11 protein-coding genes are annotated in these 16,797 nt (G+C 67.2%); 10 read left to right on the forward strand and 1 reads right to left on the reverse strand.

Annotated elements, in window-relative coordinates; translation table 11 throughout:
• From VGI62_RS15960 to VGI62_RS16005, 10 genes are all read left to right on the forward strand, one after another.
• Positions 1 to 1,775 (forward strand): ABC transporter ATP-binding protein (locus VGI62_RS15960; protein ID WP_331505507.1); only part of this gene is annotated, 1,775 nt, incomplete at its 5' end.
• On the forward strand, positions 1,772 to 3,640 hold the full coding sequence (locus tag VGI62_RS15965; protein ID WP_331505508.1) for an ABC transporter ATP-binding protein: 1,869 nt from the start codon (positions 1,772 to 1,774) through the stop codon (positions 3,638 to 3,640). The genes VGI62_RS15960 and VGI62_RS15965, both read left to right, overlap by 4 nt.
• Before the next feature lie 114 nt (positions 3,641 to 3,754).
• Complete coding sequence (locus VGI62_RS15970; protein ID WP_331505509.1) at positions 3,755 to 4,426, forward strand: LemA family protein; 672 nt, start codon at positions 3,755 to 3,757, stop codon at positions 4,424 to 4,426.
• 38 nt (positions 4,427 to 4,464) lie between these two features.
• Positions 4,465 to 5,253, forward strand: a complete 789-nt coding sequence (locus tag VGI62_RS15975; RefSeq protein ID WP_414695697.1) for a TPM domain-containing protein — start codon at positions 4,465 to 4,467, stop codon at positions 5,251 to 5,253.
• Positions 5,253 to 5,954 carry a TPM domain-containing protein gene (locus tag VGI62_RS15980; RefSeq protein ID WP_331505510.1) on the forward strand — a complete coding sequence of 234 codons (702 nt, stop codon included), beginning with the start codon at positions 5,253 to 5,255 and terminating at the stop codon, positions 5,952 to 5,954. The genes VGI62_RS15975 and VGI62_RS15980 overlap by 1 nt, the downstream gene beginning before the upstream one ends.
• 178 nt (positions 5,955 to 6,132) lie before the next feature.
• Positions 6,133 to 7,467: a sensor histidine kinase gene (locus VGI62_RS15985; protein ID WP_331505511.1), complete on the forward strand. Its 1,335-nt coding sequence runs from the start codon at positions 6,133 to 6,135 to the stop codon at positions 7,465 to 7,467.
• A gap of 77 nt (positions 7,468 to 7,544) precedes the next feature.
• Positions 7,545 to 8,009 (forward strand): (2Fe-2S)-binding protein, encoded by a 465-nt coding sequence (locus VGI62_RS15990; protein WP_331505512.1) that lies wholly within the window; start codon positions 7,545 to 7,547, stop codon positions 8,007 to 8,009.
• A gap of 4 nt (positions 8,010 to 8,013) precedes the next feature.
• Complete coding sequence (locus tag VGI62_RS15995) at positions 8,014 to 10,200, forward strand: xanthine dehydrogenase family protein molybdopterin-binding subunit (protein WP_331505513.1); 2,187 nt, start codon at positions 8,014 to 8,016, stop codon at positions 10,198 to 10,200.
• A gap of 315 nt (positions 10,201 to 10,515) precedes the next feature.
• Complete coding sequence (locus VGI62_RS16000; protein WP_331505514.1) at positions 10,516 to 13,869, forward strand: carboxyl transferase domain-containing protein; 3,354 nt, start codon at positions 10,516 to 10,518, stop codon at positions 13,867 to 13,869.
• A gap of 98 nt (positions 13,870 to 13,967) precedes the next feature.
• Complete coding sequence (locus VGI62_RS16005; RefSeq protein ID WP_331505515.1) at positions 13,968 to 15,464, forward strand: MFS transporter; 1,497 nt, start codon at positions 13,968 to 13,970, stop codon at positions 15,462 to 15,464.
• Here VGI62_RS16005 and VGI62_RS16010 read toward each other — a convergent pair.
• The gene (locus tag VGI62_RS16010) at positions 15,442 to 16,797 is read right to left on the reverse strand and encodes a VWA domain-containing protein (RefSeq protein ID WP_331505516.1); all 1,356 of its coding nucleotides are present in this window, start codon (positions 16,795 to 16,797) and stop codon (positions 15,442 to 15,444) included. The genes VGI62_RS16005 and VGI62_RS16010 overlap by 23 nt on opposite strands.

Below are 16,797 nucleotides of genomic sequence, written 5' to 3' on the forward strand. Positions count from 1 at the left end.
AGGTGCTGGCCCGGATCGCCGGGCTGGCGATGCGCTATCCGTGGCGTATGGCGCTGGCGATCGCGACGTCGCTATTCGCCGCCATAGCGACCCTGGCGCTGCCGCGCTTGCTGGGGCGCGCGGTGGACCAAAGCCATCATCTGCTGATGGCGGCGCCGGGACATGCGGACCAGGCGCGCCACGGGCTGGAGATGACCGCGCTCCTGGTGATCATCGCGACCGCCGCACGCGGCTTCCTGACGATGGCGGCCGGCTATCAGGGCGAATACCTCGGTCAGAAGGTGGCGCTGGATCTGCGACTGCGGTTCTTCCAGCAGCTGCAGCGGCTGTCGTTCGGCTTCCACGACAAGATCCATTCCGGCGACCTGATTACCCGCGGCATGCTGGACCTGGAGGGTACGCGGGCCTTCATCCAGGGCGCGCTGCTCCAGGCCATCTCGCTTGCCCTGCTGGTCGGCTTTTCCGCCTACATGATGATCTCCACCGACCCGGTGATGGCGGCGATCGGACTGGGGTTCGTGCCGGTCGCCGCGATTGCGATGGCGCGGATGGGATTTCTGCTGCGGGTCACCTGGCTTCGGGTGCAGCAGCTCATGTCGATCCTGACCCTGACCATGGAGGAGAACCTGCAGGGCATCCGAGTGGTGCGCGCCTTCGCCGGCCGGGCCTTCGAGATGGGAAAGTTCGACGCCGCCTCCCAAGAGGTGCTGCGCCACCAGTACCGGCGGATCACCATGCGCTTCCGCGGCGTGGCCTGGATGCAGGTAAGCTACTATGCCTCGCTGGGCGCGCTCCTCTGGTATGGGGGCGACCAGGTGCTGAGCGGCCGGATGACGGTCGGCGGCCTCACTGAGTTCGTCACCTATATGACGCTGCTGTCGGGGCCGATTCGGCAGATCGCCATGATCTTCAATGCCGCCGCCAGAGCGACCTCTTCCGGGGGGCGGCTTTTCGAGGTGCTGGACCTCGAGCCGGAGATCGCCGACCGGCCGGGCGCCAAGCCCTTGGTTGCCCCTCGGGGGGTGCTGCGGTTCGAGGCGGTCGGCTTCCGCTACGATGCGGCCGGCAAGCAGGTGCTGCGCGACATTAGTTTCGAGCTGAGGCCGGGCGGGACGCTGGGCATCGTGGGTCCGCCCGGGTCGGGCAAGTCGACCATCGCCAACCTGATCCCGCGCTTCTACGACGTGACCGAAGGCGCGATCACGATCGACGGGGCCGATATCCGGGATGTGACGCTGACCTCGTTGCGCGAATACGTGGGTCTGGTGCAGCAGGAGGCGTTCCTGTTCGACGCCTCGGTCGGTCACAACGTCGCCTATGCCGATCCCTGGGCGGAGGACGACAGGATCGTCGGCGCGGCCAAGACCGCCCAGATCCACGAACATATCGCGGCCCTCCCCGAGACCTACGAGACCCGGGTCGGCGAGCGCGGCGTGGCGCTTTCCGGCGGCCAGCGGCAGCGAATGAGCATCGCGCGTGGCGTGGTGCCGGGGCCGGGCGTGATGATCTTCGACGACTCGACGGCGGCCATCGACGCCGTCACCGAGCGCCGTGTCCGCGAGAACCTGGCGCGGGCTACAAAGACCAAGGCCACGGTGATCATCGCCCATCGGCTCTCCTCGCTCATGCATGCCGACGAGATCATTGTCCTGAACGACGGCCGGATCGTGGAGCGCGGCGATCACGCCACGCTGGTGACGGCCGGCGGGACCTACGCCAGCCTGTTCGAACTGCAGAGCCGCGCGGCGTCCGGCGAGTTGGAGGTCTTGGCGTGAGCGACGAGGCGACAGGGATGCCGGCTTCGGAGCATCGCAAGCCACGCGCCTCGCTTGGCTCGCCGGAAGGCGACGACATCTTCGGAACGTTCGATCCGAAGGTGGCGCGTCGGTTCTTCGGCTACCTGGGCCCACACCGCAGGAGCTTCATCACAGCCCAGGTCGCGGTGCTGTTCTCGGCCGCCTCGCAGCTCAGCCTGCCGCTGCTGATCGGCATGGTGACCAACGCTGCGTTGAGACACGAGCCGCAACGCTTCCACCTCATGTTGGCGGTGTTTGCGGCGGCCGCCGGACTCTTCGCGGCGATGTTCTTCCTCGAACAGTGGCTCTCGCAGCGCCTGGCCAACCGGGTGATTTTCGACGTGCGGCGGCACATGTTCGCCCATTTCCAGGACGTCTCCCTGTCGTTCATGGACAAGACCCATGTGGGCCGGCTGATGAGCCGGCTGCAGGGCGACGTGGGCTCGCTGCAGGAATTCCTCGAAAATACGACAGGCGCGGTCGGCGACTTCGTGATGCTGATCGGCATCGCCGTCATGCTGGTCAGCCTGGATCTGCGGCTGGGCCTCCTGACCCTGACGGTGCTGCCGGCGCTGATCGCTGTCCGTGCAGTCTGGCTCCCGTTCTCCAAACGCGCCTTCCGCCTTGCGCGCGACGCCTCCTCAAACGCCAACTCGGCGCTGGCGGAGAACATAAACGGCGTGCGGACCGTCCAGGAGACAAGGCGCGAACAAATCAACTTTGAGCTCTATGCCGAGAAGGCGCAGGACAACTTCAAGGCTCAGGTCGGCGCGGTGTGGATGAGCCAGATCATGGTGCCCACCGTCGACGTTCTGACCGGCGTGGCGATGGCGATGGTCATCGTGGTCGGTGGTCAGGCGGTGTTGGGGGGGCGGATCGACGTCGGGGTGATGATCGCCTTCGTGCTCTATGTGCAGCGCTTCTTCGATCCGGTGCGGATGCTGTCCATGCAGTACACCATCATGCAAAGGGCGATGGCCGCCGCGCACCGGATCTTCGAGGTGCTGGACGTCGCGGTGACCATTCAGGACAAGCCAGGGGCGGCGCCGCTAGCGGCGGAGGAGCCGACCGTCGAGTTCCGGGACGTGACCTTCGGCTATGATCCGGCGCGGCCGATCCTGCACGACGTGAGCTTCCTGGTGCGCCCGCGCGAGGTCGTGGCGCTGGTCGGGCCCACCGGCTCGGGTAAGACCTCGATCATTGCGCTCGCCCACCGCTTCTACGAAGCCGACAAGGGGCAGGTGCTGGTGGGCGGCAAAGATGTGCGCGATGTCACCCTCGACAGCTTGGGCCGCAAGATCGGCATGGTGTTGCAAGAGCCGTTCCTGTTCACCGGCACCATTGAGGAGAACATCCGCTACAACACCGCCGGCGCCACCCGCGAGGACGTGGTCGCCGCGGCCAAGGCGGTCAGCGCCCACGATTTCATCATGCGGCTGCCGGAGGGTTACGACACCAAGCTCGGACAGCGTGGGCGCAATATCTCGATGGGCCAGCGGCAGCTCGTGTCCTTCGCCAGGGCGCTGGTCGCCGACCCCCAGATCCTGATCCTCGACGAGGCGACGGCCAACATCGACAGTTTCACCGAGCAGGCGATCCAAAGAGCGCTGAAAGTGCTGTTTGCCGGCCGCACCTGCATGGTGATCGCCCACCGACTCGGCACCATCCGCGACTCCGACCGCATCATCGTCCTGAGCCAGGGCCGCATCCTGGAACAGGGGTCCCACGACCAGCTGATGACCACCGCAGGCCTCTATCACCACCTCTACACCTCAGCGCACGCGAGTTTCGATGACCAGGTGGTGGCCTCCACGGGCGATACGGAGTTCGCCACCCGGACCTGAAAAGCGCGCGCCCTTACCGCAAGGTCATGCCGTGCAGCGTTGCGCCAATCGGCGGGTGGGGCCAAATAGCGGACGTTCAAGCTCGACATCGAGCGGTTGGAGAGGCTGACCCACGTGACCCGATTCCGGACCCGTCTCGCGCGCGTCGCACTGATCGTGCTCGCCCCGCTGATCATCGCTGGCTGCGGTGTCAACGTGATCCCGACCAAGGAAGAGGCCGCCAAGGCGCAGTGGGCCGAGGTGCAGAACCAGTATCAGCGGCGTAGCGACCTGATCCCCAACCTTGTGAACACTGTGAAGGGGTACGCAGCCCAGGAGAAAAGCACGCTGGTCGAGGTGACCGAGGCGCGTGCTTCGGCGACGCAGGTCAAGGTCGACGCCTCGACCATCACCAACCCGGCCCAGTTCCAGCAATTCGAGCAGGCGCAGGACAAGCTGTCCGGCGTGCTCGGCCGATTGATGATGATTCAGGAGCGCTATCCGGACCTGAAATCCAACCAGAATTTCCTCGCTCTGCAGAGCCAGCTTGAAGGCACCGAGAACCGCATCGCGATCGCACGGCGCGACTACAACACCAGCGTCCAGGACTTCAACACGACGCTTCGCACCTTCCCGCAGATCTTGTTCGCCAAAACCATCCACTCCGCGTCCAAGCCGATGGTGCTGTTCTCGGCTGCCCCGCAGGCCCAGTCGGCGCCGACGGTCAGCTTCGACACCGCCCCGCCGCCGGCGCCGGCGGGCTCGACGCCTGGGAGCCCGCCGCCCGCAGCCCCGGCGACCAAGTGACCGACGTCGCCCGCGCCCTCCTTCGTCGCGGAGGAGGGGTGGTGGTCGCGATAGTGGCCGTGTTCGCGCTCGCGAGCGCGGCCCTGGCGGCGCCGAGCGCACCGAAGTTTCCGGCGCTCACGGGGCGCGTTGTCGACGGCGCTCACATTCTGTCTCCGGCCACCGCCCAGAAGCTGGACGGTGAACTCGCGGCCTTGGAGGCGAAGACCGGCCACCAGGTGGTGGTGGCGACCGTGCCAAGCCTGCAGGGCTATGAGATCGAAGACTTCGGCTATCAGCTCGGCCGGACCTGGCAGCTCGGCCGCAAGGGCGTCAATGACGGGGCGATCCTTCTGGTGGCGCCAGCGGAGCGCAAGGTCCGGATCGAGATCGGCTATGGCCTCGAGCCGGTGCTCACCGATGCGCTTACAAGCGTGATCCTTCAGCAAAAAGTGCTGCCCCAGTTCAAGCAGGGTCGCATGGAAGACGGCGTGGTCGCCGGAACCGAGGCCCTGATCGCCCAACTCTCTCTTCCCGACGACCAGGCCAAGGCGAACGTCGCCCAGGCCGCCGCCCGGCCTCAGGCCCGGCAGCAGGCGAACGGCGATGTTGGGCCGCGCATCCCGGTCTTCGTGATCATCCTGATCATATTCTGGGTGATCTCCGGCCTGCTGCGCAGCGGCGGGCGCCGCGGTGGAATGGGCGGAATGTGGTGGCTGCCGTTCTTGTTCATGGGCGGCGGCCGCGGCGGCGGCTGGGGCGGAGGCGGCGGCGGCGGCGGAGGGGGCGGTGGCTTCTCCGGCGGCGGCGGCTCGTTCGGCGGCGGCGGCTCTTCGGGGAGTTGGTGATGAAGACCCTCTCTCCGTCAGACCTCGTGGCCATCGAGGCCGCTGTGCGAAAGGCCGAGGCCCGCACAACAGGTGAAATCTACTGCGTCGTGACCGAGGAAAGTTCGCACTACGGCGAGACGGCGATCGCCTGGGCGGCGGCCGTGGCGCTCCTCGGTCCCGCCCTGCTGCTGCTGCTCGGCGTCCACGTGAGCGTGCCGGACGTCTTCGCCACCTGGACAGCATCTGACGTCGGGGTCGCCATCGAGTCAGGTATCCGCCATGCGCTGATCGGGGCCATCGCGCTGCAGGCGGTGCTGTTCATCGTAACGGCGCTGATCGTTTCGATCCCGCCGGTGCGGCGTGCGCTGACCCCGCGGAGCTTGAAGCGCCTGCGGGTGCAGCGGCGCGCAGCTGAACAGTTCATAGCCAAGAACCTGCACCTGACACGCGCCAGGACGGGCATCATGATCTTTGTTTCGCTTGGCGAGCAGATGGCCGAACTGATCGCCGACGACGGCATCGCCGACCACGTCGAGCCACACGTCTGGGACCGCGCGATGGCGGCCCTGACCGAAGGCCTCAAGCGGGGTCAGCCGGAGGCGGGTTTCGCGGCCGCCGTAGGCCTGTGCGGCGATGTCCTTGCCGAGCATTTTCCCCCGCGCCCCGGCGACAATCCGAACGAGCTGCCCGATGCGGTGGTGGTGCTTCCCAAGCCCTGAACGAGAGGCGATCGGGGCGGCTTGGGGCGATGCGTCGCACGAGGTTATGCAACGCTAAACCGTCGTTCTTCTGGTATTGCTCGCCCCTGCGGGTGACGACAAAGTTGCGGGCCGGTTGGGCGGGGCGTTGCAGGATCCAGTGGACGCTGAGGAAAACCTGAGGGCTGGCGATCCGATCGTGAGGTCGCAGAGCGACGCGAGCTCGCTGGGCATGGCGTTCGTTCTGGAGTCCAGGCCCGACGGCCATCGCCGCTTCGCCTTTGCAGGCCCGCGTTGCCTGGGGGTGAACGGGGTGACAGGCCAAGCCGCCATGGCCGATCCCGCCCTGCTGTTCAAAATGATGTTGCCCGAGCACCGCAAGGTCTTTGACGCAACGGAAGCGCAGGCGCGACTCGCCGAGCAGTCGTTCGACGTCGAGGTGGCGATGCGTAGGGCCGACGGCGAGGTGCGCTGGCACCGGTTCGTCGCCCTCCCGCGGCCGCAGCCCGACGGCGTCATGCTGTGGGACGGGCTTCAGATCGACGTCACCGACCGCCGCGAGATGGCGGCCACGCTGCAAGAGCAGCGCCGCCGGCTGGAAGTGGCGGTGGAGGCCACCAGCCTGGGCTTCTGGGAGTGGGATATCGAGGCGGGTCGGGTCAACTGGTCAGAGCGCAACAAGGAGATTTACGGCCTCGCCCCGGACGCCGAACTGACCATCCCGCGCTACCTCGAACTGGTGCATCCCGACGATGTCGAAAAGGTGCTGGCCGCCTTCCGGTCGGCGCGCGACAAGCCTGCCGGCGGCGACTACTCGCTGGAACATCGCATCGTAACGCCCTCGGGCGAGCTGCGCTGGATCCTGGCCCACGCCCGCGTGGCTACCACTGAGGCCGGGGCGGCGAGACTGGTCGTGGGCACATCCCAGGACATCAGTCAGCGCAAGGCCGAGGATGAGCGCCGCGCCCTCTTGATGGGTGAGCTGGCGCACCGCGCAAAGAACGGCATAGCGGTGATCATGGCGATCGTCACCCAGACGGCGCGCGGCCAGGAAACGGTCGAGGGGTTCCAGGAACTGCTCATGGCCCGCCTGCAAGCGATGGCGAATTCGCAGGACCTGGTGACGGCGTCGGGCAGGGGGGCGGTGGTCCTGGCGAAAGTGATCGGCCAGTCGGTGGCGCCCTTCGGTCTGTCGCGGTTCGACATCGACCCTGCCCTCTCTGAGGTCGTTCTCGGAGGAGAGATGGCCGCCGGCATGGGGCTCCTTCTGCATGAGATGGCCACCAACGCGGTCAAATACGGAGCGCTGTCCAACCGGACCGGACGGGTGGCCGTCGAATTTGAAGACGCAGGCGACGGGCGCGCCGCTTTTGTCTGGCGCGAAACCGGCGGGCCTGAGGTCGCGACAACCAACAATCCGGGATTCGGCACCCGCCTCCTGAAGCAGGTCTTGCGCAACCAGGGTGGCGAGGTGGCCTTCGCGTTCGAGCCGCATGGCTTCCGGGCGCGCACCGAATTCCCCATCGTTCGGTAGCCTTATTACATAACGCTCTTTACTTGCTGGGGGTGGTCGCGCGGCTCTAAACTTCTCCAAGTCTCTGGAGAGCGCGCATGACTTTCAAGCTCAACGTGAACGGCAAGGTCCAGGAGGCCGATGTCGATCCGGACACCCCGCTGCTCTGGACGCTGCGCGACACCCTGGGGATCGTTGGCCCCAAATTCGGTTGCGGGGTCGCCCAATGCGGCGCCTGCACGGTGCATGTCGATGGTAAGGCCGTCCGCAGCTGCGTCTATCCTGTAAGCGCCGTCGGAGCGGCCCAGGTCTCGACGATCGAAGCCATGGCCGACCACCCGATCGGCAAGAAGGTGCAGGCTGCCTGGATGGACCTCGACGTGGCCCAGTGCGGTTACTGCCAGCCCGGCCAGATCATGGCGGCGACGGCTCTCCTGGCCGCAAAACCCAAACCCACCGACGCCGACATCGACGCGGCGATGACCAACATCTGCCGCTGCGCCACGTACACGCGCATCCGCGCGGCCATCAAGCAGGCCTCCGGCCAGCCAGTGAAGGCCTGACATCATGAGCCTCGAACTCCCCGGCGCCTCGCGGCGCGACCTCCTGAAAGCTTCCGTCGTCGGCGGCGGCCTGGTGCTTTCCTTCCGCATCGCCGCGAAGGCCGAAGCGGCCGAGGGCGCCGGCGCGCAGGCGCTCAATGCCTTTGTCCGCGTTGCGCCCAACGGCATCGTCACGATCATGGCCAAGAACCCGGAGATCGGTCAGGGCGTCAAGACGTCACTGCCCATGATCATCGCCGAGGAGCTGGACGTCGCCTGGGACAACGTCCGCATCGAACAGGCCGACAACGATCCCAAGCTGTTCGGCCGCCAGTTCGCCGGCGGCAGCCTCGCGACCCCTATGAACTGGGACGAGTTGCGCCGGGTGGGCGCGGTGGCCAGAGCCATGCTGGTGAACGCCGCGGCGACCGCGTGGAACTGCCCCGCGGGCGAGTGCAAGACCAGCGCCGGCGAGGTCATCCACGTATCGACGGGCCGCAAGGCGAGCTACGGCTCGCTGGCCTCCCAATGCGCGGGCGTGCCGGCGCCCGATCCCAAGACCATCCCGCTGAAGAATCCCAAGGACTACAAGATCATCGGCAAGGCGACGCCGCAGTACGACGTCGCCAAAATCGTCAAGGGCGAGCCGCTGTTCGGCATCGACGTGCGCGTGCCGGGGATGCTCTACGCGACCTACGAAAAAGCGCCGGTGTTCGGGGCCAAGGTGACCAAGGCCGACCTCGACGCCGCTCGCGCGGTCAAGGGCGTGAAGAAGGCCTTCTTGGTTGAGGGCGGCACGAAGCTCGACGGTCTGCTGCCAGGTGTGGCGGTGGTCGGCGACAGCTGGTGGGCGGCGCGCAAGGGTCGCAAGGTCTTGAATATTCAGTGGGCAGACCATCCCACGTCCAAGCAGAACAGCGCAGACTTCGACAAGCGCGCAGCCGAGCTCAGCACAGCCACGCCGATGAAGAATCTGCGCAAGGACGGCGACGTCGACGCGGCGCTAAAGGGTGCGGCCAAGACGGTCGAGGCGGCCTACGCCTATCCCTTCCTGGCCCATGCTCCGCTGGAGCCGCAGAACTGCACCGCTCAGTTCAAGGACGGGAAGATGGAAATCTGGGCGCCGACCCAGAACCCGGAGCCCGGCCGGCAGCTGGTGGCTTCCACGCTCGGCCTCAAGCCGGAGGACGTCACCGTCCACATGACCCGCTGCGGCGGCGGCTTCGGCCGCAGGCTGTCCAACGACTACATGGTCGAGGCGGCTTGGATCGCGCGCGAGGCCGGTGCGCCGGTCAAGCTCGTCTGGACCCGCGAAGACGACATGCACCACGACTTCTACCGCCCCGCGGGCTACCACTATTTCAAGGGCGGCGTGGACGCGGCCGGCAACGTCGTAGCCTGGCACGACCACTTCGTGACATTTGGCGACGGCGACGCCGTGGCCTCGAGCGCCGGCATGGCGGGGACGGAGTTCCCCAGCCGCTTCGTGCCGAACTTCAAGATGGACCAGTCGACGATTCCCCTGGGCGTCCCGACCGGGCCCCTTCGGGCGCCGGGCTCCAACGCCATCGCTTTCGCCAACCAGTGCTTCATCGACGAACTGGCGCATGCGGCCGGCGCCGATCCGCTGGCCTTTCGCATGAAGCTCTTGGGCGACAAGCCAATGGTCGGCGAGGCGCCTGCGCAGTACAACGCTGCGCGCATGAAGGGCGTGCTGGCGGCGGTCGAGAAGATGTCCGGTTGGGCAGGCCGCTCCAAGCTGGCGCAGGGTACGGGCATGGGCGTCGCCTTCCACTTCAGCCACGCGGGCTACTTCGCCGAAGTGGTCCAGGCCAAGGTCGCGGCCACTGGCGCGGTGAAGGTCGAGAAGGTCTGGATCGCCGCCGACGTCGGCCGCCAGATCGTCAATCCGGCGGGCGCGATCAACCAGGTGCAGGGCGCGGCGATCGAGGGGTTGAGCCATGCGCTCTTCCAGAAGATCACCATCGAGAACGGGGCGGCGAAGCAGAGCAACTTCACCGACTATCCTCTGCTGCGGATGGCTGACTCGCCGCCGGTTGAGGTCAAGTTCGTGATGACCGATTATCCGCCGACCGGCCTTGGCGAACCCGCGTTGCCGCCGGTGATCCCGGCGCTCTGCAACGCCATCTTCGCCGCCACCGGTAAGCGCGTCCGCACCCTGCCGATCGACAAGAGCCGGCTGAAGGCCTGAGCCGTCCGACTGGTTGGCGGGATTCAGGTTGAGGCTCCCGAACAGGCGCGTCTGGGCGCAACCTTGCCGGATCGGGCCGCGTCCCAGCCGCTCGGCGGACCGCAAGGGCCGCCCTGGCAGCCAAGACGTGGTCGCCTCGCAGGAGGCCGGAGCCTCGTGTCCGCGGCAGCGCTGGAAACCGAATACCAAGCTTGGTGGAAGGTACATATTCCCTGCCCAGCGGCGGAAACCCGCTGGAAGGGCTTGGCCTGGGCTCGGGCTTGCGCTTGATAGCTTGGACGCGGCGCCAGATCGCGAACCGAAGGGGACGACCGGGTGCAGAAGCTTCTTATCGCCAATCGCGGCGAGATCGCTGTCCGGATCGCTCGGACCGCCGCCGAGATGGGCGTGCCGACCGTAGCGGTCTTCTCCGAGGACGACGCGACCTCGCTGCACACCCGCAAAGCCGACGAGGCGATGGCCCTGAAGGGCTCCGGGCCCGGCGCCTATCTCGACATCGCTCAAGTGGTGGCCGCAGCCAGGGCGGCGGGCTGCGACGCGGTGCATCCGGGCTATGGGTTCCTTTCGGAGAACGCGGCCTTTGCGCGGGCCTGCGCCGAGGCAGGCCTGACATTTGTCGGCCCGACGCCGGAGACGCTGGAGCTGTTCGGCGACAAGGCTCGCGCGCGGGCGCTGGCGCAGCAGTGCGGCGTGCCGGTCTTGCCGGGCACCGATGGGGCCACCACGCTCGATCAGGCGCAGGAGTTCTTCGCGGGCCTCGGCAAGGGCGCGGCGGTGATGGTCAAGGCCGTGGCCGGCGGCGGTGGGCGCGGCATGCGCCCGGTGCTGCAGGCCTCCGAGTTGGCCGCCGCGTTCGAGCGCTGCGCCTCCGAGGCCAAGGCGGCGTTCGGCGATGGCGATCTCTACGTCGAACAGTTCCTGCCGCACGCCCGGCACATCGAAGTGCAGATCGTGGGAGATGGGGCCTCGGTCAGCCACCTCTGGGACCGCGAGTGCAGCCTGCAGCGCCAGCGACAAAAGGTCATTGAGATCGCGCCGGCCGACATGCTGCCGATGGCCTTTCGCGAGGCGTTGTTCGCCGCCGGCGTCAGCCTCGGAGAGGCGGCCAGCTACACGAGCCTGGGGACCATGGAATTCCTCGTGGACGGGGATCGTTTTGTGTTCATCGAGGGCAACGCGCGCCTGCAGGTGGAGCACACCGTCACCGAGGAGGTCACCGGCCTTGATCTCGTGCGGCTGCAACTGCAGATCGCCGCGGGCCGCTCCCTGGCTGAGCTGCGCCTGACCCAGGGCGATGTGCCGGCGCCGCGCGGGCATGCGGTGCAGGTGCGGGTGAACCTGGAAACCATGGCCGCCGACGGCTCGGCCAAGCCGGCCGGAGGGACGCTGGCGGCCTTCGAGCCGCCGTCAGGGCCGGGCGTTCGGGTGGATGGTTTCGGCTATGCCGGCTATCGCACCAGCGCGCGGTTCGACAGCCTGCTCGCCAAGCTGATCGTGCACGCCGGCGCGGGCGGCCTGTCCCGCGCGGTGGCCAAGGCCTACCGGGCGTTGAGCGAATTCCGCATCGAAGGTTCGCCGACCAATATCGCCTTCCTGCAGAACCTGCTCGCTCTGCCTGCGGTGGCGGCCGGCGAGGTCCACACCCGCTTTATCGAAGAGCATATGGGCGAGCTGGCCGGCGCACCGGAGGCTCACCCGAAGCTCTATTTCGACGCCGCTGCGCGGGGGACCGCGCCGGCCGGGTCACAGAAGGTCGGCTATCAGGTCGACGCGACCGATCCCCTGGCGATCCTGGCGCTGGGCAAGCAGGAGGCGGATCGGCCCGCGGAGGAAGACGAACCCGAGGGGCCAGAAGGGACCCGGCCGCTGCGCGCTCCGTTGCAGGGGACGGTCATAAACATCTCGGTCGCCGTGGGCGACGAGGTGCGCGCCGGCCAGGCGCTGATGATCATGGAATCCATGAAAATGGAGCACGTAATCGCCGCTGAGGTCTCCGGCATCGTCCGGCAGATCACCGTTGAGGCCGGGGACACTGTCTTCGAGGACCATCCACTGGCCTTCCTGGAGGAGGCGGAGATAGCCGGCGGCGGCGGAGCGGAGGAGGAAGAGGTCGATCTCGACTTCATCCGGCCGGACCTGGCCGAGGTCGTCGAGCGCCATCGGCTGACGCTGGACGCCGCGCGGCCCGATGCGGTGGCCAGGCGACGCAAGACCGGTCAGCGGACGGCGCGCGAGAACGTCGAGGACCTCGTCGACCCGGGCAGCTTTGTGGAATACGGCCCGCTTGTGGTGGCCGCTCGCCGCCGCCGCCACAGCCTCGACGAACTGATCCGGACCACCCAGGCCGACGGCATGATCATGGGCTGGGCCAGCGTCAACGGTGACAGGTTCCCCGAGGATCGAGCGCGCACCGCGGTGCTCTCTTACGACTACACCGTTCTCGCCGGCACGCAGGGGGCCAACAACCACTGGAAGCTCGACCGGATGAGCGAGCTGATCCATCGCTGGCGGACGCCGACCGTGTTCTTCACCGAAGGGGGCGGCGGGCGGCCGGGCGACACCGAGGGCGGCGGCTTCACGCGCGGCTTCGAGTTCTGGGGAAAACTATCGGGGACCGTGCCGCTGGTCGGCGTGAACTCCGGGCGATGTTTTGCGGGCAACGCTGCGATCCTCGGCTGCTGCGACGTGATCATCGCGACCAAGGACTCGGCCCTCGGTATGGGTGGCCCGGCCATGGTTGAGGGGGGCGGCCTGGGCGTATTCCGGCCGGAGGAGATCGGGCCGATCAAGGTCATGCAGGCCAACGGCACCATCGATATCCTTGTCGAGGACGAGGCCGAAGCCGTCGCCACAGCGAAGAAATACCTTTCCTACTTCCAGGGACCGCTTGCGGAGTGGACCTGCGCGGACCAGCGGCTGCTGCGCCGCTCGATCCCCGAGAACCGGCTGCGGGTCTACGATATCCGAAAGCTCATCGAGACGATCGCCGATGACGGCAGCGTGCTGGAACTGCGGCCGAAGTTCGGTCTGGCCATGGTCACCGCCTTTATCCGCGTGGAAGGCCGGCCGATGGGGGTTTTCGCCAACAACCCGATGCATATCGGCGGCGCGATTGACAGTGACGCCTCGGACAAGGCCGCCCGCTTCCTGCAGCTTTGCGAGGCGTTCGACGTCCCCGTCCTGTCGTTGTCGGACACGCCCGGCAACATGGTGGGACCGGAGGCGGAAAAGACCGGCCTGATCCGCCACTGCTCGAGGCTGTTCGTGATCGGGGCCAATCTTACGGTTCCGATCTTCTCGGTGATCCTGCGCAAGAGCTATGGCCTCGGCGCCATCGCCATGACCGGCGGCAGCTACCAGGCGGCGATGTTCTGCGTCTCCTGGCCCACCGGAGAGTTTGGCGGCATGGGCCTCGAAGGCTCGGTGAAGCTCGGTTACCGCAACGAGCTGGCCGCCATTGAGGACCCGGTCGCGCGCACGGCCAGGTTCGACGAGATGGTCGCCGCCGCCTACGCAAGCGGCAAAGCCATGGCTCGCGGATCCCATCCCGCGCTCGATGATGTCATCGACCCGGCGGATACGCGTAAGTGGATCATGGCGGGCCTGAAGGCCCTGCCGCCAGTCCCGCCGCGCACGGAGAAAAAGCTGCGCTGGGTGGACAGCTGGTGACCGCGCCGGTCAATCGCCTCGTTGCCGCCACGTCACCGATTGCCAGCCCTGTCCAGGGGGCTACCGTCAGTTCAACAAGGCCCGTCGGGAGGAACCACGTGGCGGTTGCAGAGAATTTCGTCGAAGCGCCGGACATCGCCGCGCCGCCGCACGAACAATCGGAGTTGAAGCCCCCCATCGGGGTCAAGCTGGTCTATGCGTTCGGCCAGGCCATCGAGTCCGGCTACCTGGTCGTCGCCGGCTTCGTGTTCTTCTACTACACGGCCGTGCTTGGCCTGTCGGGCAGCGCCGTCGGCGTGGCGCTTGGCATCAGCATGTGCCTGGACGCTGTGATGGACCCGCTGATCGGCTCGATCTCCGACAACCTGCGGACGCGTTTGGGGCGGCGCTTGCCCTTGATGCTGATCGGAGCGCCGCTGACTGGCCTGGCGCTGTGGATGCTGTTTTCGCCGCCGCTCGGCCTCCAGCCACTGCTCCTCTTCGGCTGGCTCGTCATGTCGAAGATGTCGCTTCGCGGCGTGGCCTCGCTCTACAACCTGCCTTACGCAGCGCTGGGGGCGGAGATGGCCAGCGGGTACACCGAACGCGCCAGCGTGGCGGCATATCGTGGCTTCTTCGGCGTCGCGATCAGCCTGGTCATGGTCATTCTCGCTTACTCGGTGTTCTTTGCCGGCCAGGGCGGTTTGCAGGTACGCGCACACTATCCGATGTTCGGGCGGGGCATGGGGCTGCTGCTGTTCGTCTGCGGCGCCATCTGCCTCGTTGGCGTCTGGCGCTTCGCCAAACGCCTCCCGCAACCTGCGACGCCGGCGGCGCCGCTGCTGTCGGGCCTTCCCCGCGAGCTGTCTGAGGTGTTCCGCAACAGCTCCTTCCGCGCCCTCTTCGCCTCGGCGCTGCTGTTCTGGATGCTCGCCGGGATCAACGGCGCACTGAACAATCACGCCTACATCTTCGTCTGGAAGCTGCAGCCGCAGCAGATCCAGTTCGTCTCGATGTCCTTCTACATCTCGATCATGGTGGGCGTGCCGTTCGCGCGCCTCGTGATTGCACGCGTCGAGAAGCGGACGGCATGCATGCTGGGCCTTGGCGTGGTCATGGCCTCGCTCACGGTGATCCATGGTCTGCGGGCGCTGGGGGTCATCGCGCCTACAGGCGACGTGGCGATGTGGATGCTGATCGCCAACGTCGGGATCGCCGGCTTCGGCCTGGCGTTCCCGGTGGTGGCGTATCCCGCGATGATGGCCGACGCCGCCGACGAGCACGAGATGCTGTTCGGCGCCCGCCGTGAGGGGCTCTATTTTGCGGGCCTCGGGTTCGCGGCCAAGGCCGCCTCAGGGCTCGGCCAGGTCGCGGCGGGCTTTGCTCTGGATGCGTTGCACTTCCCGAAGGCGGCGGGGATGACAGTGAACGCCGTCGTGCCCGAGCATGTGCTGCGCCTGCTGATCCTGGCGTGGGGGCCCTTCGCCGCCCTGTTCGGGGTTGGATCGGTCGTGGCGCTGGCTTGGTATGGCGTCAGCCGCAGACGTCACGCGGAGATCGCCGCCCGGCTGCGGGTGAGCCGCGCCGTCGAGCTCAGTGCGGCACGTACGACCTGAGCACGTCTTCGATGATCCGCTCCAGCTGACCCAGGGTGTTGCAGGACTTGGCCACGTGGGTGAAGCGCTCGTAGCGGTTCATGACGCTGTCGCCCTGGCCCCAGTAGCTTTCGGGCTCGGGGTTGAGCCAGATCACGGCGCGCGCCCGCTGCTGGATCAGGTGCATCAGGTCGAGCCTTGGATCGGCGAAGTTCGACCGGCCGTCGCCCAGGAAGATCACGGTGGTGTGGCGGTCGACGCGGGCCAGGTGGTTCTCGCAGAAATCCTCCAGCGCCTTGCCATAGTCGGTCTGTTGAAAGCCGATGGTCTGCAGGACCTTCAGGATGGCGCCTTCGACCCCGTTCTCATCGAGGATGGCGTTCACCGGGATCAACCGACCGGAGAAGGCATAGGCGTCCAGGTGATCGACCACATCGTTCAGGCTGTAGAGGAAGGTCAGCAGAAACTGGGCTGCGGCGGCCACGGACTTCGAGACGTCGCAGATGGCCACGATCGAGGGCTTGTCGATCTTCTTGATCTTCCACTCGATCTCGAAGGGCACGCCGCCGTGAGCCATGGATTTCCGAAGCGTCTTGCGCACGTCGAGGTGGCCACGGTTGGCGGTGTGGCGGCGGCGCGAATACCGGTCGGCGAGGCGCTTGGCCATCCGCTTGACCAGCGCCTGCATCATGGCGAGGTCGACCGGATCGATGCCGCCATCGGCGTTCAGGGCCTTTTTGGCCAGCATCTCCTCGCGCAGGGCCTTGCCCGAGCCTGAGGCGTAAAGTTCGTGCTGGCGCTCCACGAAGCGCTGGGCTTCCGCGGCCAGCGCCCTGCGAGCGGTGTCCAGGCGTTCGGCCATACCCTCGAGTTCTGGCTTCATCCGCGCGTTGGCGATGATCTGCTCGATCTCGGCCAGGCCCATCTCGTCCAGCAGGCGACGGGTCATGCGGCTGCGCTGGGTGGAGAGTCGGATCTCGGCGACGCCGGTGCGGCGGGCGGCGGCCTCCATGGCCTGAGCGACGGCGGCGGCGTCACCCTGCAGCAGCATCTGGGCGAGCGGCGACCCGGCGGCCGCATCGTCCGATACTGAGGGGTCGGCGTCGGACGGTTCGGGCGGCGGTGGGGGCAGGCTGAACCGGTCGCGGGCGAAGAAGGTCTCGAAGGTCTCGTCGAAGCGGGCGACCTCGTCGCGTGACTTGGCGAGCGTCGCGCAGAGCGCGTCCTTGAAGAGTTCGCGATCGGCGTAGCCTACGGCTGCGGCGGACCGCGCCGCGTCGATCGCCTCGGCCGGTGACACCCGGACGTCGGCGGCCCGCAATGCTCTCAGGAATTCCTCGAGGGTGTGCTGCAT

This window comes from Phenylobacterium sp. (assembly GCF_036495085.1).
GTDB lineage: Bacteria > Pseudomonadota > Alphaproteobacteria > Caulobacterales > Caulobacteraceae > Phenylobacterium.